The sequence below is a fragment of the Nitrosomonas sp. H1_AOB3 genome (assembly GCF_015709435.1).
Classification (GTDB): domain Bacteria; phylum Pseudomonadota; class Gammaproteobacteria; order Burkholderiales; family Nitrosomonadaceae; genus Nitrosomonas; species Nitrosomonas europaea.
In genome coordinates this window covers 1,812,466-1,832,117 of the sequence record NZ_CP054389.1, presented here as the reverse complement: position 1 = coordinate 1,832,117, position 19,652 = coordinate 1,812,466, and the positions used below count along the sequence as shown (strand labels likewise).

General features: G+C 46.8%; 13 protein-coding genes and 4 tRNA genes. All 17 read left to right on the top strand.

Going from position 1 to position 19,652, the window contains the following annotated elements; all coding sequences use genetic code 11:
• The first annotated feature begins 67 nt into the window (after window positions 1–67).
• The 17 genes from gnd to haoB all read left to right on the top strand — a co-directional run bounded on the left by gnd (window position 68) and on the right by haoB (window position 19,631).
• Window positions 68–982 (top strand): phosphogluconate dehydrogenase (NAD(+)-dependent, decarboxylating), encoded by a 915-nt coding sequence (gene gnd, locus HRU73_RS08605; protein ID WP_287398419.1) that lies wholly within the window; start codon window positions 68–70, stop codon window positions 980–982.
• Window positions 979–2,469, top strand: coding sequence for a glucose-6-phosphate dehydrogenase (zwf, locus tag HRU73_RS08600; protein ID WP_287398418.1), 1,491 nt, complete (start codon window positions 979–981; stop codon window positions 2,467–2,469). The genes gnd and zwf overlap by 4 nt, the downstream gene beginning before the upstream one ends.
• A gap of 107 nt (window positions 2,470–2,576) precedes the next feature.
• A tRNA-Tyr gene (locus HRU73_RS08595) sits at window positions 2,577–2,661 on the top strand.
• Window positions 2,662–2,738: 77 nt separating this feature from the next.
• Window positions 2,739–2,812, top strand: a tRNA-Gly gene (locus HRU73_RS08590).
• A 45-nt stretch (window positions 2,813–2,857) separates the two neighbouring features.
• Window positions 2,858–2,932, top strand: a tRNA-Thr gene (locus HRU73_RS08585).
• Window positions 2,933–2,982: 50 nt separating this feature from the next.
• The gene (gene tuf, locus HRU73_RS08580; protein WP_287398415.1) at window positions 2,983–4,173 is read left to right on the top strand and encodes an elongation factor Tu; all 1,191 of its coding nucleotides are present in this window, start codon (window positions 2,983–2,985) and stop codon (window positions 4,171–4,173) included.
• Window positions 4,174–4,238: 65 nt separating this feature from the next.
• Window positions 4,239–4,314: transfer RNA gene (locus tag HRU73_RS08575), tRNA-Trp, on the top strand.
• A gap of 101 nt (window positions 4,315–4,415) precedes the next feature.
• Window positions 4,416–4,760 carry a preprotein translocase subunit SecE gene (gene secE, locus HRU73_RS08570; protein WP_041356828.1) on the top strand — a complete coding sequence of 115 codons (345 nt, stop codon included), beginning with the start codon at window positions 4,416–4,418 and terminating at the stop codon, window positions 4,758–4,760.
• A gap of 18 nt (window positions 4,761–4,778) precedes the next feature.
• Complete coding sequence (nusG, locus tag HRU73_RS08565) at window positions 4,779–5,312, top strand: transcription termination/antitermination protein NusG (RefSeq protein WP_011112564.1); 534 nt, start codon at window positions 4,779–4,781, stop codon at window positions 5,310–5,312.
• 124 nt (window positions 5,313–5,436) lie between these two features.
• Window positions 5,437–5,868 (top strand): 50S ribosomal protein L11, encoded by a 432-nt coding sequence (gene rplK / locus HRU73_RS08560; RefSeq protein WP_011112563.1) that lies wholly within the window; start codon window positions 5,437–5,439, stop codon window positions 5,866–5,868.
• A gap of 1 nt (window position 5,869) precedes the next feature.
• The gene (gene rplA, locus HRU73_RS08555) at window positions 5,870–6,562 is read left to right on the top strand and encodes a 50S ribosomal protein L1 (protein ID WP_011112562.1); all 693 of its coding nucleotides are present in this window, start codon (window positions 5,870–5,872) and stop codon (window positions 6,560–6,562) included.
• A gap of 304 nt (window positions 6,563–6,866) precedes the next feature.
• Entirely contained in the window at window positions 6,867–7,382 is a 516-nt protein-coding gene (gene rplJ / locus HRU73_RS08550) for a 50S ribosomal protein L10 (RefSeq protein ID WP_011112561.1), read from the top strand.
• A 70-nt stretch (window positions 7,383–7,452) separates the two neighbouring features.
• Window positions 7,453–7,827, top strand: a complete 375-nt coding sequence (gene rplL, locus HRU73_RS08545) for a 50S ribosomal protein L7/L12 (protein ID WP_011112560.1) — start codon at window positions 7,453–7,455, stop codon at window positions 7,825–7,827.
• 335 nt (window positions 7,828–8,162) lie between these two features.
• Complete coding sequence (rpoB, locus tag HRU73_RS08540; protein WP_287398413.1) at window positions 8,163–12,236, top strand: DNA-directed RNA polymerase subunit beta; 4,074 nt, start codon at window positions 8,163–8,165, stop codon at window positions 12,234–12,236.
• A gap of 146 nt (window positions 12,237–12,382) precedes the next feature.
• A complete protein-coding gene (gene rpoC / locus HRU73_RS08535) occupies window positions 12,383–16,597 on the top strand; it encodes a DNA-directed RNA polymerase subunit beta' (RefSeq protein WP_287398412.1) in 4,215 nt (1,404 codons plus the stop codon).
• 215 nt (window positions 16,598–16,812) lie between these two features.
• Window positions 16,813–18,525 (top strand): multiheme c-type cytochrome, encoded by a 1,713-nt coding sequence (locus HRU73_RS08530; RefSeq protein WP_287398411.1) that lies wholly within the window; start codon window positions 16,813–16,815, stop codon window positions 18,523–18,525.
• Complete coding sequence (gene haoB / locus HRU73_RS08525) at window positions 18,522–19,631, top strand: hydroxylamine oxidation protein HaoB (protein WP_287398410.1); 1,110 nt, start codon at window positions 18,522–18,524, stop codon at window positions 19,629–19,631. The genes HRU73_RS08530 and haoB overlap by 4 nt, the downstream gene beginning before the upstream one ends.
• Window positions 19,632–19,652 lie beyond the last annotated feature (21 nt).

The window sequence follows — 19,652 nt, the reverse complement described above, 5'->3', positions numbered from 1 at the left end:
AATGATCATCGGAATCCCTGATTGACCGGATGTTTCCTTCTGATCATCTCTGTTGAAGGGGGGAAGTATGGAATTCGGTATGGTGGGTTTAGGGCGCATGGGGGGCAATATGGCACGCCGTCTTGCCCGACAGAGCAGAAAAATTGCAGTGATGAACCGTAGTTTTGATGTAGCCGAGGCATTGGTGAAGGAAACGGGGCACATCGCGTGCAGGGATTACACCGAGCTGGTTGCTGTACTTGAGAAACCACGGATTATATGGCTGATGCTGCCAGCGGGTGACGTGACTGAAACGGCGCTTTCCACACTATTACCATTATTGTCCCCGGGTGATCTGATCGTGGATGGTGCAAATGCCCATTATCAGGATGATGCGCCACGTGCGGCACGCTGTGCAGAACGGGGTATCGAATTTGTCGATGCCGGGGTTTCCGGAGGAATATGGGGATTGGAAAATGGTTACTGCATCATGTTTGGTGGATCAGATACAGCAGCTGCGCGACTGAAGCCTTATCTGGAAGTATTGGCACCGACCCCAACGACTGGTTGGTTGCATACTGGGCCGGTTGGCTCAGGGCATTATGTGAAAATGATCCATAACGGGATCGAGTACGGCATGATGCAGGCCTTTGCCGAGGGATTTGCGCTGATGAAAGACAAATCCGGGTTCAATCTCGATCTTGCCGAGATTGCCGAGTTATGGCGGCATGGTAGTGTGGTGCGCTCGTGGTTACTCGATTTGTCTGCTGATTTTCTGGCTGAAGATCAGATGCTTGATGATATTGTTCCTTTTGTGGCAGATTCGGGTGAAGGTCGCTGGACGGCACTTGCTTCTATTGAGCAGGGTATTCCTGCCTCGGTAATCATGCTTTCACTGATGATGCGTTTTACCACACAGGGCAGAAATGATTATGCGGCTAAAATGCTTGCCAAGATGCGCCACGGTTTTGGTGGCCATGCCATCAAAAAAGGTGAGCAATGAATGATGCAAAAATGAGCCAGACTGAAAAGCTTCCCTGTTTATTTGTCATTTTTGGTGCAACTGGGGATCTCGCCTCAAACAAGTTGCTGCCTGCGTTATTTGAGTTGGAAAATGCTGGCCGCCTGGCAGATAATTTTTCCATCGTTGCTTTCTCGCGCCGCGAGTGGACAACTGACGATTGGCTCGAACATCTGCGCGAAATACTGAAGAATAGGATTGATCAATCTTTTCCGGAAGGAGTGCTGGAGCGTTTTTTTGCACGTTTCCGCTATCAGCAGGGAGATCTCAACGATATCGAATCCTATCGTGTGTTAGCTGCCGGTCTGGCGCCCGGATCGGCTTGTTCTCGTACGGTATTTTATCTTGCGATCAGGCCTGCTGATTTCGTTGCGGTGATCAGGAATCTCAAGGCTGCTGGCCTCAATGAGCCGCGAGGAATGAACCGTGTAGTGATTGAAAAACCATTTGGAGAGGATCTTGAATCGGCACAGGTACTGAATCGCTTATTGCATCAGCATTTTGATGAAGAGCAGATTTATCGTATCGATCATTTTCTTGGTAAGGAAACCGTACAGAATCTGCTTGTTTTCCGGTTTGCCAATACGTTGATTGAACCACTGTGGAATCGTAATTTTATTGATCATATACAAATTACGGTGGCGGAATCGGGTGGTATTGAAAAACGTGCAGGGTATTATGATCGTGCTGGTGCGTTGCGTGATATGTTGCAGAATCATTTGATGCAATTATTGACCGTAGTTGCCATGGAACCGCCACCTGCTCTTGAGGCAGATGCTTTACGTGACGAAAAGGTCAAAGTACTACGTTCGATTCGCCCCATTGCCAAGCGCGCGATACATGCCCATGCTGTGCGCGCTCAATATACTCACGGCAATATTGATGGGCAGGTGGTGGCAGGTTATCAGCAGGAAGATAATGTCGAACGGGATTCGATTGCTGAAACTTTTGTGGCAGCCAAGTTCTACATTGATAATTGGCGCTGGCGGGGAGTGCCGTTTTATCTGCGTACAGGTAAGCGTATGCCGAAACAGAATTCGATGATCGCAATTCGTTTCAAGCATCCTCCCCAGCAACTTTTCCGTGAAACACCATTGGAATGGATTGCACCAAACTGGGTGTTGCTTTCGATTCAGCCTGAAGAATCGATGCACATGGAAATTCATGTTAAACAACCCGGTCTCGATATGAATACCCGGGTGATGCAGATGAACGCAAGTTTTCTCAAAACCGATGAACAGGCGCTGGATGCTTATGAAGCGCTACTGCTCGACGTCATTGAAGGCGATCGCTCACTTTTCATTCGTTTTGATGAAGTTGAATGGGCGTGGCAAGTGATTGATCCTATTCTGAAACATTGGGTGGTAGAGCGCGAATATATCCCGACTTACCCTGCTGGCAGTTGGGGGCCGGCAGAGGCTAATCGCTTGTTTGACAACGATGATCAGACCTGGCGCAACGAGCTTTAGCGGTTTTCGCGATGGTAGTGAAAGCAGCAATTATGTACCGAGTTAAAGGGCAGGATTTATTGGCATTGACTTGGTCTGGCTAAACGTTCATAATGCCCTGCTATTTTGGAGGGGTTCCCGAGCGGTCAAAGGGATCAGACTGTAAATCTGACGGCTCTGCCTTCGAAGGTTCGAATCCTTCCCCCTCCACCAATTTAGGAAGCACAGCGAAATGGCTTGGCGATAGCTTGTGGCGAAGATTGGTTGATGTAGTGCTTCCAGTGAATAGTGCGGGTGTAGCTCAATGGTAGAGCAGAAGCCTTCCAAGCTTACGACGAGGGTTCGATTCCCTTCACCCGCTCCAATTGAGGGTTAGAAGGTAAACGGTTAATGGTTGTTGTTTATGCTTGCCCATGTAGCTCAGTGGTAGAGCACTCCCTTGGTAAGGGAGAGGTCACCAGTTCAATCCTGGTCATGGGCTCCATAGGTTGTATGTAAGTTGTATGGTCAAAGCACGCAAAGGGGAAACAGGACATGGCAAAGAGTAAATTTGAGCGGTCGAAGCCACACGTAAATGTTGGTACGATAGGACACGTTGACCACGGAAAGACGACGCTAACGGCGGCGATCACGACGATATTGACGAAGAAATTTGGCGGCGAAGCGAAGAGCTACGATCAGATTGACTCGGCACCGGAAGAACGTGCGCGTGGAATTACCATCAATACGGCGCATGTAGAATATGAGACAGCGAGTCGCCATTATGCGCATGTGGACTGTCCTGGGCACGCGGACTATGTGAAGAACATGATTACCGGTGCGGCGCAAATGGATGGAGCGATTCTGGTTGTGTCCGCAGCCGACGGACCGATGCCGCAAACGCGTGAGCATATATTGCTGGCGCGTCAAGTAGGTGTTCCGTACATTATCGTATACATGAACAAAGCGGATATGGTTGATGACGCCGAGTTGATTGAGTTGGTGGAGATGGAGATACGTGAACTGTTATCGAAGTACGATTTTCCAGGTGACGATACGCCAATCATTGTTGGCTCAGCGCTGAAAGCGTTAGAAGGAGACCAAAGCGATATCGGTGAACCTTCCATATTGAAACTGGCGGAAGCGCTGGATAGTTATATACCGCAACCGGAACGCGCGATTGACGGCGCATTCATTATGCCGGTTGAGGATGTGTTCTCGATTTCTGGCCGCGGAACGGTAGTAACCGGGCGTGTGGAAAGAGGTATTATCAAGGTAGGTGATGAAATTGAGATTGTTGGTCTCAAGCCCACACTGAAGACGGTTTGTACCGGCGTTGAAATGTTCCGCAAGTTACTGGATCAAGGTCAGGCTGGTGATAATGTGGGAATATTGTTACGGGGTACAAAACGGGAAGAGGTTGAGCGAGGTCAAGTGCTGGCAAAACCGGGCAGCATATCCCCTCACACCAAATTCACGGCAGAGATTTATGTGTTGAGTAAGGATGAAGGCGGAAGACATACACCTTTCTTTCCTGGCTATCGGCCGCAATTTTACTTTAGAACGACGGATGTTACGGGAGCGATAGAGTTGCCGGCGGGTACGGAGATGGTGATGCCTGGGGATAATGTATCGGTGACGGTGAATTTAATTGCGCCGATTGCGATGGAAGATGGGTTAAGGTTTGCGATACGTGAAGGCGGAAGAACGGTAGGTGCTGGTGTAGTCGCAAAAATTATTGAGTGATTTTTGATATATTTTTAAAACAATTGTTTTGGTGTGGTTTTAACCTTAGATACGTTCCAGTTAGAAGGCCAGTAGCTCAATTGGCAGAGCGTCGGTCTCCAAAACCGAAGGTTGGGGGTTCGATGCCCTCCTGGCCTGCCATCAAATAGATGAAACAGATCTGATATCCTTAGTTTGAGTTAAGGATAAAAGACTAGTATTTCTGTTTTTTAAGAGTCAGATGTAATTTAAGAGATAAGAGAGTGAACAAATTTAAGCTTGGGTTGGCAACACTGTTGGCGGTGGCTGGCTTTTTCAGCTTTTATTTTTTTCAAGACAGTCCTACAGTAATCAGAGTGGTAACCCTATTATTAGGGTTGGTTCTTGCATTTGTGGTCATTTTATTTACGACACAAGGAAAGCAATTATTCTTATTTTTTCAGGATTCAGTAGAAGAAGTAAAAAAAGTTGTTTGGCCCAGTAGAAAGGAAACATTGCAAATGGCCGGTGTGGTCTGTGCGTTTGTCATAGCGATGGCACTTTTTCTATGGGTCGTGGATTCGGGTTTAATGGCGGTTGTTAGATACGCAGTGGGTCAAGAGAGTTGAAAATGTTCCGGGAGGAATATGAGTAAGAAATGGTATGCCGTTCATACCTATTCGGGTTTTGAAAAGAGTGTAAAAAGAGCTTTAAAGGATCGGATAGCGCAGCATAAACTTGAGGATAAGTTTGGTGAGATTTTGATTCCTGTTGAAGAAGTTATTGAGATTAAGGGTGGTCAAAAAAGTATAAGTGAAAGAAAATTTTTCCCAAGTTATATTTTGATTGAGATGGAGATGACCGATGAAACTTGGCATTTGGTTAAAGGTACGCCAAAAGTAACGGGATTCGTTGGTGGGACATCTACGCAACCTGTTCCAATAAGTCACAAGGAAATAGAAAGTATATTTAATCAAGTGAGGGAAGGGGTAGAAAAACCCAAGCCAAAAGTAATTTTTGAGGCAGGTGAGGCAGTACGTATCAAAGAAGGGCCATTTACTGATTTTCACGGGAATGTAGAAGAAGTTAATTACGATAAAAGTAAGTTGCAGGTATCCGTATCCATTTTTGGGCGGCCGACTCCTGTTGAATTGGATTTTCATCAGGTTGATAAGGTTTAGTAAGAAATATAAGTCGTTATTTACAGCAAACATAAATCTGTGTTTGCTGTGGATTGAGCAGTAACCCAATAAGGGGAGAGTGTTATGAGAGTAATGCTCGCTTGGACCCAGATAGGAGAATATTTTGGCAAAAAAAATAGTAGGTTATATAAAGCTGCAAATACCAGCAGGTAAAGCAAATCCAAGTCCTCCAGTGGGGCCAGCACTTGGGCAGCGCCAGCTGAATATTATGGAATTTTGTAAAGCTTTTAACGCAGCAACTCAAAAAATGGAGCCTGGATTGCCCGTGCCGGTGGTAATTACAGCTTATGCAGATAAGAGTTTTACATTCATCCTGAAAACAACCCCTGCATCTGTTTTAATTAAGAAATTAGCCGGTCTCAGTAAAGGTAGCGCACAACCTCATGTAGATAAGGTGGGTAAATTAACCCGCAGTCAGGCAGAAGAAATCGCGAAAATAAAAATGGCTGATCTTACTGCTGCAGATATGGATGCAGCTGTCCGGACAATTGCCGGTAGTGCCCGGAGTATGGGTGTGGAAGTCGATGGGGTATGATATGGCCAAAACTTCAAAGCGTTATAGAGAAATAGTACAAAAAATTGACCGTAGTCAGCTGTACTCGCTGGTTGATGCATTAGCACTTGTGAAAGAAACTGCGGTAGCTAAATTTGATGAATCAGTTGATATTGCAATAAATCTTGGTATTGATGTACGTAAATCTGACCAAGTGGTAAGAGGATCGGTAGTTTTGCCATCGGGAACCGGTAAGTCAGTCAGAGTGGCAGTGTTTGCACAAGGAGATAAGGCTAAAGAGGCTTTAGATGCAGGTGCAGATATTGTGGGGTTTGAAGACCTTGCTGAACGTGTGAAAGCAGGGGAGATCAATTTTGACTTGGCTATTGCTAGCCCTGATGCAATGCGGGTGGTTGGGCAATTAGGGCAGATACTTGGCCCTCGGGGATTAATGCCAAATCCAAAGGTGGGTACGGTAACAGTTGATGTTATAAACGCAATTAGAAATGCCAAAGCAGGACAGGTTCAATTCAGAGCTGATAAAGCCGGTATAGTACACTGCACAGTGGGTAGGGCTTCTTTTGATGTAGAAGCCTTGAGAGCAAATATTATGGCATTGGTTGATGCGTTAAATAAATCCAAGCCGACAACATCTAAAGGTGTTTATCTACGTAAGATGGCTATCTCAAGCACCATGGGTGTGGGTGTGCGTGTAGATCATACGGCAATAGTTTAAGTGTAATAAAAGGCTTTGGGCTGCTGATATAGGCAAATCAGCAGGTTATCAAAGACCGTTGGGGCTGTTTAAATCATAAATCAATATTCTATGCTGATTTATGAAATAAAAGCTTAATTGCAATCAAAAGGCGATGCCGGCTAGATAAGCGGTAAGCTTAATAGTTGTGCCCAACGCAGATGGCGTGCCCATAAAGCAGGCAGAAGAAGATTTCTCCTGATTAGGACGCCGTTGTATAGCAGAAGGATATCGTTGTAAATAACGGTAGGTTTTTATTGGCTGAATTCTAACTGGAGAATATCTTTTGAGTCATAACCTCGAGGGAAAGAAAGCGATTGTAGCCGAGGTAAGTAGTCAAGTTGCAAAAGCTCAGGCCATTGTAATAGCTGAATACCGTGGGCTGGGTGTTGATCAGTTTACTCGACTGCGAGTCAAAGCACGTGAGTCTGGAATTTATTTCCGAGTAATCAAGAATACCTTCGCAAGAAGGGCTGTTGCCGATACCCCATTTTCTGGATTGGCAGAATCGATGGTGGGGCCGCTTGCTTATGGGATAGGTAGCGATCCTGTTGCTACTGCAAAAATTCTTCATGAGTTTGCCAAGGATAATGATCGTTTTGTAATCAAAGCTGGTGCTATGGCTGGAATAGTAATGTCCGATAAGGATGTGGCTGCTCTGGCTGTGTTGCCCAGCCGAGAGGAATTGCTGTCCAAGTTGCTTGGTACCATGCAGGCTCCTATTGCAAAATTTGTTAGAACACTTAATGAAGTACCTTCAAAGTTTGTACGTGGACTTGCTGCGGTGCGTGATAAAAAATAATTGGCACATATAGTCGGCTAAAACGATTTATATCAGATTGGTTAGAATTTAATTTATATCAGGAGTAGAAATGGCTATAGCAAAAGCGGAAATTTTAGAATCTATTGCGAATATGACAGTTCTGGAATTGTCTGAGCTGATTAAGGAAATGGAAGAGAAGTTTGGTGTTTCAGCCGCTGCTGCAACGGTTGCTGTCGCTGCAGCACCCGCAGCTGCCGCAGCTGTCGAGGAACAAACTGAATTCTCCGTAATCCTTACTGCAGCAGGTGATAACAAAGTTAACGTTATTAAGGTTGTCAGAGCTGTTACTGGATTGGGTTTGAAAGAAGCGAAGGATTTGGTCGATGGTGCGCCTAAGACAGTTAAGGAAGGTATTTCTAAGGAAGATGCCGAGTCACTTAAAAAGCAATTAGTTGAGGCTGGCGCTGGTTGCGAGATCAAATAAGGCTATTAGTTATTGAGGCTGGCAAGTGCGTATGGTGTACTGCCAGCCTTTGTTATTAGAGGCAAGAGTTTGCTTCCACATAATAAAATAAGATCAGTTAGTCAGGCGATAATAAGCACCTTCAATTTTACGTGATTATCCTAACGATCTGATTTAGTTGTATAAGCTTTTGAACATCTTTATCTATAGTTAATGAACTGTCTGGATGGAGTGTTTCTCTACATCGCCCACGCGCCTTTGGCAGATAGGTTAAGGTTATAACCTTATTCAGATTTGGTGTAATCAGATAAATCACCCCGCAACCCGATCATATCTTCAGTGCACGGAGAAATTTAATGAGTTATTCGTTTGCCGAGAAAAAACGTATTCGGAAGAGCTTTGCCAAGCGTGCCAGTATTCTACCATTTCCGTTTCTCCTCGCTACTCAAATACAGTCTTATACTGATTTTCTGCAGGCAGAAATTGCGCCTGGTAAACGCAAGAATCAGGGGCTACAGGCTGCATTTAACTCAGTTTTTCCAATAGAGAGTCATTCTAATAATGCTCGTCTGGATTTTATAAGTTATATGCTTGGTTCTCCTGTATTTGATGTCAAAGAATGCCAGCAAAGGGGCTTGACTTACGCAGCTCCGTTACGTGCCAGGGTTAGATTGACAATTCTGGACAAGGAAGCGTCAAAGCCGACAGTCAAAGAAGTCAAAGAGCAGGAAGTGTATATGGGAGAAATTCCTCTCATGACTGATACTGGTTCTTTTGTTGTCAATGGTACAGAACGCGTTATTGTTTCACAGTTGCATCGCTCGCCTGGTGTATTTTTTGAGCATGATCGAGGCAAGACTCATTCATCCGGAAAATTATTGTTTTCTGCCCGTATTATTCCGTATCGTGGTTCATGGCTGGATTTTGAGTTTGATCCCAAGGATTATGTTTATTTCAGGATTGATCGTCGCCGCAAAATGCCGGTTACGACTCTCCTAAAAGCGATGGGGTATTCTCCCGCACAAATTCTCGCGGATTTTTTTGAATTCGATCATTTTACCCTTGTGGACAATAAGATTTTCTTCAATCTTATACCTGAGCGCTTGCGTGGAGAGTTGGCTGGTTTTGATATAGTTTCTGAAGATGGCAAGGTTTTTGTACAGAAAGACAAACGAATAACGGCCAAGCATGTTCGTGATTTGCAGCAGGCTAACCTTACTAAAATTCCTGTACCTGAAGAATTTCTGCTGGGAAAGATTCTGGCTGCGGATCTCGTAGATAAGGAAACAGGGGAAATTATTGCGCTGGCCAACAGTGAAATAAGTGAAACGTTACTTGGACGAATCAGGCAAACTCAGAGCAGTGAAATCAGCACGCTGTTTGTAAATGATCTTAACTATGGTCCTTATATTTCACAAACATTGAGGATTGATGAGACCACTGACCAGATGTCTGCCCAGGTTGCTATTTACAGGATGATGCGGCCAGGTGAGCCACCCACTGAAGAAGCCGTTCTGGCTTTGTTCAATGGTTTGTTTTATTCCCCAGAGCGTTATGATTTGTCCGTCGTCGGGCGGATGAAATTCAATCGTCGGGTGGGGCGCGAGGAATTAACGGGATCTACGACTCTATCAAATGACGATATCATCGATGTTATCAAGATACTGGTCGAGCTGCGCAATGGTCGAGGAGAGATCGATGATATTGATCACTTAGGTAATCGTCGTGTTCGTTCTGTGGGTGAGTTGGCGGAAAACCAGTTTAGAGCAGGGCTGGCACGAGTCGAGAAGGCGGTCAAAGAACGTTTGAGTCAGGCAGAATCCGAAAATCTTATGCCACATGACTTTATTAATGCCAAGCCGGTCTCTTCCGCGATTCGTGAGTTTTTTGGATCGAGTCAGCTATCACAATTCATGGATCAGACTAACCCTTTGTCTGAGGTTACGCATAAAAGACGGATTTCAGCATTGGGGCCTGGTGGTTTGACACGGGAACGTGCAGGTTTTGAGGTGCGAGATGTGCATCCAACTCACTATGGTCGTGTTTGTCCGATTGAAACACCTGAAGGTCCCAATATCGGTCTGATCAACTCACTGGCTCTTTATGCCAGAACCAATGAATATGGATTCATAGAAACTCCGTATCGAATGGTCAGAAATGGACGGGTTACTGAAGAAGTCGTATACCTTTCAGCAATCGAAGAAAGTCAATATGTGATCGCACAGGCGAATGCGAATTTTGACCAGAATGGGGTATTTACCGATGAAGTCGTTTCCTGCCGCCACAAAAATGAGTTTACTCTGGCATCAAGAGATCAAATTGAATATGTAGATATTGCACCTGCACAAATTGTTTCTGTAGCAGCATCTCTGATCCCCTTCCTGGAGCATGATGATGCTAACCGTGCACTGATGGGATCAAATATGCAACGTCAGGCCGTACCCTGTTTGCGTGCCGAGAAACCGTTAGTGGGCACGGGGATAGAGCGAGTAGTTGCCGTGCATTCTGGAACTGCCGTCAGAACGATACGTGGTGGTGTGGTGGATTATGTGGATGCCAGTCGTATAGTGATCCGTGTGCACGATGCGGAGGCTCGTGCTGGTGAAGTGGGTGTGGATATCTACAATCTTACAAAATATACTCGTTCAAACCAGAATACCAATATCAATCAAAGACCTATTGTAAGAATGGGTGATGTGCTCTCTCGTGACGATGTAATTGCAGATGGCGCATCGACGGACTTGGGTGAACTGGCTCTTGGTCAGAATATGCTAATAGCATTTATGCCTTGGAACGGACTTAATTTCGAGGATTCTATTCTGATATCTGAACGGGTTGTATCTGATGACCGATTTACTTCAATCCATATTGAGGAATTGGCAGCAGTCAGTCGTGATACCAAACTGGGTACCGAGGAAATAACTGCGGATATACCAAACCTGTCTGAACGCCAGCGTGCACGGCTTGATGAGTCTGGGATAGTTTACATTGGTGCTGAAGTTGAAGCCGGGGATGTATTGGTGGGTAAAGTAACACCAAAGAGTGAAACACAGCTGACACCGGAAGAAAAGCTTCTGCGAGCCATTTTTGGAGAAAAGGCTTCTGATGTCAAAGATACATCTTTGCATGTGCCGGCTGGTATTTCGGGGACAGTGATCGATGTACAGATTTTTACCCGTGAGGGAGTGGATCGCGACAAACGTTCCAAACAAATAATCGCAGATGAACTGGGCCGCTTTAAAAAGGATCTTGCTGATCAGATGCGTATCGTTGAAGCAGATGCGTTTCAACGTGCAGAGCGCTTGCTTACTGGCAAAGTTGCTGCTGGTGGACCTAAAAAACTGGCAAAAAATTCGACCATCACTTGTGATTATCTCGAAAGTGTGGAAAAGCATCACTGGTTTGATATACGTCTGGTCGATGAAAACACAAGTCTTCAACTGGAACAGATCAAAGATAGTCTGGTTCAGAAGCGAAAACTGTTTGATCTTGCATTTGAAGAGAAACACCGAAAACTTTCTCAAGGCGATGAATTGCCGCCTGGTGTACAGAAAATGGTGAAAGTCTATATCGCTGTAAAAAGAAGATTGCAGTCTGGCGATAAGATGGCTGGTCGACATGGAAACAAAGGTGTTATTTCCAAGATTGTACCGATAGAAGATATGCCTTATATGGCGGATGGCACACCAGTTGATGTTGTGCTGAATCCATTGGGTGTTCCTTCACGTATGAATATTGGTCAGGTACTCGAAGTGCATTTGGGATGGGCTGCCAAGGAGCTGGGTAAACGGGTGAATGAAATGCTGGCCTCTCAGCGTAATGTTTCTGATATCCGCGATTTTCTAAATAAAATTTATAACAATAGTGGTAAACAGGAAGATCTGACTTCTCTGGAGGATGATGAAGTACTGGCATTGGCAAGAAATCTGTCGAGTGGAGTGCCTTTTGCTACTCCGGTATTTGATGGTGCGCATGAGTCAGAGATCAAACAGATGCTGAAACTGGCTGGATTGCCTGAATCTGGTCAAACTACACTCTATGATGGTAGAACGGGAGAAGCTTTTGATCGCCCGGTTACTGTAGGTTATATGCATGTGCTAAAACTTCATCATCTGGTAGATGACAAGATGCATGCGCGCTCAACAGGTCCATATAGCCTTGTTACTCAACAACCATTAGGTGGTAAGGCCCAATTTGGGGGGCAGCGGTTTGGTGAAATGGAGGTTTGGGCACTGGAAGCTTATGGCGCATCCTATACCCTTCAGGAAATGCTTACTGTGAAATCTGATGACGTTAATGGACGGACCAAGGTTTATGAGAGTATCGTCAAAGGTGATCATAAAATTGATGCGGGTATGCCGGAATCATTCAATGTACTGGTTAAGGAAATCAGATCTCTGGGGCTTGATATTGACTTGGAAGAGCATTGATACGTTCTTGATCCGATACATGATGTTTTGCCGGCTATGTACGGCAACCTTGTCCTGATGGGGTTTCATATTAAATTCCTCAAGGCTGAGATTCAGAATTTCCTTGATCCATTTCAGGTTTATACGTTGATTCACAGGAGTGACACGTGAAAGCACTGCTTGATTTATTCAAACAAGTTACACAAAAAGAAGAATTTGATTCCATAAAAATAGGTTTGGCTTCTCCTGAAAAAATTCGTTCATGGTCATACGGGGAAGTGAAAAAGCCTGAAACAATCAATTACCGGACCTTCAAACCCGAGAGAGATGGTTTATTCTGTGCCAAAATCTTTGGTCCGGTCAAAGATTATGAATGTTTATGCGGTAAGTATAAACGGCTCAAGCACCGGGGTGTGATATGTGAGAAATGTGGTGTGGAGGTTACTTTATCCAGAATCAGACGTGAGCGGATGGGGCATATTGAATTGGCTTCACCCGTTGCTCATATATGGTTTTTGAAATCATTGCCTTCGCGTCTAGGTCTCGTTCTGGATATGACGTTACGAGATATCGAACGAGTTCTGTATTTTGAAGCTTATGTCGTTACCGATCCCGGCATGACCCCGCTGAATCGTAGTCAACTTCTGACAGAAGACGACTACCTGAATAAAACAGAAGAATTTGGGGATGATTTCAGTGCTGTGATGGGCGCAGAAGGTATCCGTACCCTGCTAAGCAACATGGATATTCCATTGGAAATTGAATCCTTACGTTTGGAAATCCAGACGACTGGTTCAGAAACCAAAATCAAGAAAGCCGCCAAGCGGCTCAAGGTGCTCGAAGCATTCAATAAATCCGGTATGAAGCCGGAATGGATGATACTGACGGTATTGCCTGTGCTTCCGCCTGAGCTGAGACCATTGGTTCCATTGGATGGAGGTCGTTTTGCAACCTCTGATCTCAATGATTTATACAGGCGTGTTATCAACCGCAATAATCGTTTGAAGCGGTTGCTGGAACTGCGGGCACCGGAAATTATCATTCGTAACGAAAAACGTATGTTGCAGGAATCGGTGGATTCGTTGCTTGATAACGGCCGCCGAGGAAAAGCAATGACCGGGGCCAATAAGCGGCCCTTGAAATCACTTGCAGATATGATCAAGGGTAAGGGTGGTCGTTTTCGCCAGAACCTGCTGGGTAAGCGAGTAGACTATTCCGGCCGATCCGTAATCGTGGTGGGTCCGCAACTCAAGCTTCATCAGTGCGGTTTACCGAAAAAAATGGCACTGGAGTTATTCAAACCATTTATTTTCAATAAATTGGAAACGATGGGGGTTGCAAGTACGATCAAAGCTGCCAAGAGGGAAGTTGAGAACGAAAGTCCAATCGTATGGGATATCCTGGAGGAAGTTATCCGTGAACATCCTGTAATGCTTAATCGTGCCCCTACCTTACATCGACTCGGTATTCAAGCGTTTGAGCCTATCCTGGTCGAAGGAAAGGCGATCCAGTTACATCCGCTCGTATGTGCTGCTTTCAATGCCGACTTTGACGGTGATCAGATGGCTGTACACGTTCCTTTGTCGCTCGAAGCTCAGATGGAATGCCGTACGCTGATGTTATCGACCAATAACGTCCTTTCACCAGCTAATGGTGATCCAATCATTGTTCCTTCTCAGGATATTGTGCTGGGTCTTTATTACATGACCCGCAAGAAGATAGGTGCTCAGGGAGAGGGAATGGTTTTCTCGGATATTTCGGAAGTTGTGCGTGCTTACGAAAATAAGGTTGTGGAGCTGAATGCCGGAATTATCGTCAGAATCAAGGAAAGAAAAAAATCTCGTTCACATGGCGAAGAGCCTGTTGAAGCAATAACACGTTATGAAACCACCGTTGGTCGAGCACTTATTTCTGAAATTTTGCCAGCAGGGCTTCCTTTTTCCATAATCAACAAGGTACTCAAGAAAAAGGAAATTTCGAAGCTTATCAATGCGAGTTTCCGTTTATGTGGTTTACGGGAAACCGTTATATTTGCTGATAAGCTTATGTACTCTGGTTTTTCCTATGCTACTCGAGGTGGTATTTCCATCTGTCTGGATGATCTTGTTACCCCATCGCAAAAAAATGACATTATCCATGCTGCTGAGCAGGAAGTGCATGAAATTGCAAATCAGTATATATCCGGTCTGGTGACACAAGGAGAGCGTTACAACAAGGTTGTAGATATATGGGGTCGAGCCGGTGATCAGGTAGCTAAGGCGATGATGGATCAGCTGAGTGTCGAGCCGGTTACAGATCGTGAAACCGGACAGGTCAGAGCCGATAAGAATGGTCAGGTTGTTACTCAGGAATCATTCAACTCAATTTACATGATGGCGGATTCGGGTGCTCGAGGATCTGCTGCACAAATTCGTCAGCTTTCCGGTATGCGTGGTCTTATGGCGAAGCCCGATGGTTCTATCATTGAAACACCGATTACAGCCAATTTCCGTGAAGGCCTCAACATTCTTCAATATTTTATTTCGACACATGGTGCAAGGAAGGGATTGGCCGATACAGCGCTCAAGACTGCAAATTCAGGGTACCTCACTCGTCGTCTGGTTGATGTGACTCAGGATCTGGTTATCACAGAAGATGATTGTGATACAGATGGTGGCGTAATAATGAAGGCGCTGGTGGAAGGTGGTGATGTCATTGAGTCTTTACGAGAGCGTATATTGGGTCGTGTGGCTGCGACAGATATTGTGAATCCGGAAACTGGTGCAGTCATTTATGCGGCGGGTATGTTACTGGATGAAGATGCGGTTGACGAGATCGAAACTTGTGGTATCGATGAAGTAAAAGTAAGGACACCACTCACCTGTGAAACCCGATATGGGTTGTGTGCAAAATGCTATGGGCGCGATCTGGGTCGAGGAATGCTCGTCAATGTTGGAGAGGCGGTGGGAGTAATCGCTGCTCAATCGATTGGTGAGCCGGGTACACAGTTGACCATGCGGACCTTCCATATTGGTGGTGCGGCTTCAAGAACAGTTGTGGCTAATCAGGTTGAAAGTAAATCCAACGGGGTTATTCGTTACTCTCATCATATTCGTTATGTGAAAAATGCCCAGAATGAGCTGATAGTCATTTCACGCAGTGGTGAAGTTTATATTCAGGATGAAAATGGTCGTGAACGTGAGCGGCATAAAATTCCTTATGGTGCAACATTACTTGTTCAGGATGGTGAAGTAATCAAGGCGGGACAGATTCTGGCATCATGGGAACCACACAAACGTCCGATCATAGCGGAATATGCGGGTAAGGTACGTTTTGAGAATGTTGAAGAAGGCGTAACAGTCGTCAGGCAAATCGATGAAATAACCGGCCTGGCAACTCTGGTGGTTATCGACCCCAAACGGCGCAATGTTGCGCAATCTAAGGGATTACGGCCACTTGTCAAATTCCTGGATGAGAATGACAATGAAATCAATATCCCTGGAAGTGACCAGCCTGTCAGTATTACATTCCACGTCGGATCGATTATTACGGTACGGGACGGACAGCAGGTGAACATCGGTGAGGTTCTGGCGCGTATTCCTCAAGAGACATCCAAAACTCGTGACATTACGGGTGGTTTACCCCGTGTGGCTGAACTGTTTGAAGCCAGAGTGCCGAAAGATGTGGGTTTTCTGGCAGAAGCCACCGGTACAGTTGCTTTCGGGAAGGATACCAAAGGAAAGCAACGACTGGTCATTACTGATCTCGACGGGGTTGCGCATGAATATCTTATTCCCAAGGATAAGCATGTGACAGCACATGATGGACAAGTCGTAAATAAAGGAGAAGTGATCGTTGATGGGCCGATCGATCCCCACGATATATTGCGGTTGCAAGGTGTCGAGGCATTAGCCCGGTATATCAGTAACGAAGTACAGGATGTTTACCGCTTACAGGGGGTGCGTATCAATGATAAGCATATCGAGGTGATTGTTCGTCAGATGCTGCGCCGAGTTCAGATAATGAATGCGGGTGACTCAAGTTTCATTCCGGGCGAGCAAGTCGAGCGGGCAGAAGTACTTACTGAGAACGAGAAGCTCATCGCCGAAAACAAGATGCCTGCCACCTATGAATATGTACTACTAGGTATAACCAAGGCATCGCTTTCTACAGATTCATTTATTTCTGCGGCTTCCTTCCAGGAAACAACCCGGGTTCTGACCGAAGCATCCATCATGGGTAAGAAGGATGATTTACGTGGTTTGAAAGAAAATGTGATTGTGGGTAGATTAATACCGGCAGGAACCGGGCTGTCTTTTCACAATATCCGGAAAAAACAGAGATTATCGGAGAGCGCTGCTTACCTGGATACTGATTTAACGGAGAATGAAGTGACGGAATGATGGAATAGTTTCTGAACGGATTCATTGGAGGGGCGTGATTGGTTTTCCAGCATTGTTAAAATCTTGACTTAGCCCTGCTGAGGAAGTAGTCTTGAGAAGATGAGTAGTAAGTGATTAGGAGTAGATAAAGCTGGTTACCTGAGAGGGATCGGGTAACCGGTTATTGTTTTGTATCTGGTAAAAGCCGACGAACAGGTAGATTACGGAGGAGAGAGATGAGAATAGGGGAGTGGATGAGGGGTTTATTGCTCTGTGCGGGGTTGATGATGTGCGGGGTGGTTCATGCGGACATATCGACGGTACCGGACGAGACGTATGATGCGTTGAAGCTGGATCGAGGTAAGGCGACCCCGAAAGAGACGTATGAAGCGCTGGTCAAGCGTTACAAGGACCCGGCGCATGGAGCGGGGAAAGGGACGATGGGAGATTACTGGGAGCCGATAGCGATCAGTATATACATGGATCCCAATACTTTTTACAAACCACCGGTATCTCCCAAAGAAGTTGCGGAACGCAAAGACTGCGTGGAATGCCACTCGGACGAGACCCCGGTATGGGTAAGAGCCTGGAAGCGCAGCACCCACGCCAATCTTGACAAGATCCGCAATCTCAAATCGGATGACCCGCTGTATTACAAGAAAGGGAAGCTGGAAGAAGTTGAAAACAACCTGCGCTCGATGGGCAAGCTTGGTGAAAAAGAAACCCTCAAGGAAGTAGGCTGTATTGACTGTCACGCTGACATCAACAAAAAAGACAAGGTAGATCACACCAAAGACATCCGCATGCCGACGGCGGACACCTGCGGAACTTGTCACTTAAGAGAATTTGCCGAACGTGAATCGGAACGGGACACCATGGTCTGGCCGAACGACCAATGGCCTGCCGGACGCCCCTCCCACGCACTGGACTACACCGCCAACATCGAGACCACTGTCTGGGCGGCGATGCCGCAACGTGAAGTTGCCGAAGGCTGCACCATGTGTCACACCAACCAGAACAAATGTGACAACTGTCATACCCGTCATGAATTCTCGGCGGCAGAATCGCGCAAACCGGAAGCCTGTGCCACCTGCCACAGCGGGGTGGATCACAACAACTGGGAAGCGTACACCATGTCCAAGCATGGCAAACTTGCCGAAATGAACCGTGACAAATGGAACTGGGAAGTCCGTCTCAAGGACGCCTTCTCCAAAGGTGGACAGAATGCACCGACCTGTGCAGCCTGCCACATGGAATACGAAGGAGAATACACCCACAACATCACCCGCAAGACTCGCTGGGCGAACTACCCGTTCGTTCCGGGCATTGCAGAGAATATCACCAGCGACTGGTCGGAAGCCCGTCTGGACTCCTGGGTACTGACCTGCACCCAGTGTCACTCGGAACGGTTTGCCCGCTCCTACCTGGATCTGATGGACAAAGGCACCCTGGAAGGGCTGGCCAAATACCAGGAAGCGAACGCAATCGTACACAAAATGTATGAAGACGGCACCCTGACCGGACAGAAGACCAACCGTCCGAATCCGCCGGAACCGGAGAAACCTGGATTTGGTATCTTCACCCAGCTGTTCTGGTCGAAAGGCAACAACCCTGCCTCACTCGAACTGAAAGTTCTGGAAATGGCAGAAAACAACCTGGCCAAGATGCACGTTGGACTGGCTCACGTCAATCCGGGTGGCTGGACCTACACTGAAGGCTGGGGTCCGATGAACCGTGCCTATGTTGAAATCCAGGACGAATACACCAAAATGCAGGAACTGTCAGCCCTGCAGGCCCGTGTAAACAAACTGGAAGGCAAGCAGACCAGTCTGCTCGACCTCAAGGGAACCGGAGAGAAAATCTCCCTGGGAGGCCTGGGTGGTGGTATGTTGCTGGCAGGAGCCCTTGCTCTGATCGGCTGGCGCAAGCGTAAGCAGACCCGAGCTTGACCGCACTGACAACCGACCGGCGTGCACAGACACGCTGGTCCGGCCGACTCCTCCCGTCACTGGGGATATTACTGGTGACGGGAGGTTTGGTTTTACTGACCTGGTATACCTGGCTGGTACTGACTCCGGACACAGCGCCGTATCGTTATCAACAGGTAACCACTGGCAATGTCAGTGAATTTCCCGAACTGGAACTGGACACCTGGCCTGATCTCACTATCAGCCAGTACGACATCCATGTCGAAGGTACTGAACAACCGGTTGCACAAGCCTGGTTTGGCCAGCGCGCAAATCAACCGCAAGTACTGCTCAACTGGAAGAACCAGACGAGAGAACCCCTCCTGGCACTGGACCAGAAAGCATCCGAACTGAGTGCTCTTGCAGCTGCGATCGACAAACACGCCTCCCGTGATGCCCTGCTGCTGGGCTGGTGGGACACCTCACGCCAACTGGCCCTGCTCACCGGACGGGATGTACTGTTTCATACCCCGTTACACGAACCCCTGATCATCCCGCTGGAATGGCAGCCCCATGAACAAGCCATTCGCGCGTATGAAAACCAGCAGGCTGGCACCCCGGCTGACCCACAGGAACAGGAATTGTTCATGCGCTTTGCACAAAGCCTGGTGAATCCGCCGGCAAACGGACTGGACGACCTGCGACAACTTGCCGGCACGCGGGACACCTACCTCATCGTACACGTCAGCGACCTGTACAAACTCGGCCTGATGTACCCGGACAAATTCGGCATTGCCTACAAGCACTACCGCATGACCGGCAACCTGCATGGCATGATCAGCCACCTGAAGACCGAAATGCGTACCCGCGGTTACTACACCTACACCCTGCAATCACTGTCGGACGAACTCATCCGTGCTTTCTTCCTGATCGACGAAGCAAGCTATGACACCCTGCTGGCGAAACTGCTGCCGTTTACCAGCCAGCCATCGCCGGTGGAACGCACCTCACCGCGACTGATCTACCAGCAAGGCGGATACTGGGTATATCATCTGACAGCAAAAGCACCGGCGCACAATACTTTGCAGTCGGGAAAAGACTCTAATGAAACGACGGATTCAACCGTTTCGGTCGATCAGGTACAATGACGAACTGGGAAAACGAAATGT

Excerpts from the sequence above, each read along its gene's own strand:
- gnd (WP_287398419.1), top strand. The coding sequence starts at position 68 with ATGGAATTCGGTATGGTGGGTTTAGGGCGCATGGGGGGCAATATGGCA.
- zwf (WP_287398418.1), top strand. The coding sequence starts at position 979 with ATGAATGATGCAAAAATGAGCCAGACTGAAAAGCTTCCCTGTTTATTT.
- tuf (WP_287398415.1), top strand. The coding sequence starts at position 2,983 with ATGGCAAAGAGTAAATTTGAGCGGTCGAAGCCACACGTAAATGTTGGT.
- nusG (WP_011112564.1), top strand. The coding sequence starts at position 4,779 with ATGAGTAAGAAATGGTATGCCGTTCATACCTATTCGGGTTTTGAAAAG.
- rplA (WP_011112562.1), top strand. The coding sequence starts at position 5,870 with ATGGCCAAAACTTCAAAGCGTTATAGAGAAATAGTACAAAAAATTGAC.
- rplL (WP_011112560.1), top strand. The coding sequence starts at position 7,453 with ATGGCTATAGCAAAAGCGGAAATTTTAGAATCTATTGCGAATATGACA.
- rpoB (WP_287398413.1), top strand. The coding sequence starts at position 8,163 with ATGAGTTATTCGTTTGCCGAGAAAAAACGTATTCGGAAGAGCTTTGCC.
- HRU73_RS08530 (WP_287398411.1), top strand. The coding sequence starts at position 16,813 with ATGAGAATAGGGGAGTGGATGAGGGGTTTATTGCTCTGTGCGGGGTTG.